1 protein-coding gene and 1 pseudogene are annotated in these 1,012 nt (G+C 69.7%); both read left to right on the top strand.

Features of this window, described 5'->3' with window-relative positions:
• A pseudogene (locus AB0C29_RS50290) lies at nucleotides 1–213 on the top strand (hypothetical protein); the annotation flags it as partial.
• A gap of 136 nt (nucleotides 214–349) precedes the next feature.
• On the top strand, nucleotides 350–1,012 hold a 663-nt coding region (locus tag AB0C29_RS50285), incomplete at its 3' end, for a CDP-alcohol phosphatidyltransferase family protein (protein WP_360835728.1).

Below are 1,012 nucleotides of genomic sequence, written 5' to 3'. Positions count from 1 at the left end.
TGGGGGTTCGCGGCGGGACTGGCGGCCGGGGGAGTGCCGGGTGCGATCGCGGCGGTGTCCGCGGCCTACCCGGCGCTGCTGCTCACCGGCTGCGGCGCGCTGGTCGGCGGGCTCGCCTGCCTGGCCGTGCCCCGGACCCGCGGCTTCGGCCGGGGGCTGCTGCTGGGCGGCGGGCCGGCGCTGGTCGTTCTTCTGCTGTATGGCACAGCGTGACGGACTCGGGCCGGTCAGGTGCAACCAGGCGCCGTTTGTCCACATTCCCGGCCTGCTTTCACTGACCGTAATAAGACTCCTGTAATGTCCGCGCGTCCCACTATTCATGTATTCATCACGACGGTGGAGTTGTGGCATGGCACAACGGTTCACGCTGGACGAGATCCGGACCCGTACCTACAAGGATCGCGACGCCTGGTGGACCGTGTGGCTCGTCGATCCGCTGGCATCGCGGCTGGTCTGGCTCGTGGCCCCGGTCCGCTGGATCACGCCGAACCTGCTGACCATGGGCGCGTTCCTGCTCGGCTTCGTGGCCGCCTACTGCTTCCTGCAGGGCGACTACCCGTGGCTGGTGGCCGGCGCGGTGGTCTTCCACATCAGCTTCGTGCTCGACTGCATGGACGGCAAGATCGCCCGGCTCAAGGGTACGGGCTCGGTGTTCGGCGCCTGGCTCGACTACGTCTTCGACCGGCTCCGCGTGGTCACCTGCGCGGTCGCCCTGATGGTCGGCCAGTACGCCAAGACCGACAACGTGATCTACCTGTGGCTGGCCGGCGTGGTCATCTTCCTCGACATGTTCCGCTACCTGAACGCCCTGCAGATGGGCAAGGTCAAGCAGGACATGCGGCGCAACCTGGAGGCGGCCCGCGGCGAGGGTCCCGACCGGCCGGTGTTCGTCGAGGAGACCAGCGCGCAGCAGCCCGTGGGTCCCGCCGCCGGCGCGGCGCCGGTGGCCGGTGGCCCGGCCGAGGCGGCCCCGGTCGTCGACGTGTACGGCGAGTTCCGGGCCAAGATGGGC

This window comes from Actinoplanes sp. NPDC048791 (assembly GCF_040650095.1).
Classification (GTDB): Bacteria; Actinomycetota; Actinomycetes; order Mycobacteriales; family Micromonosporaceae; genus Actinoplanes.
Note: the sequence above shows the minus strand (reverse complement) of the source record. Positions and strands in the feature narration are given on the sequence as shown.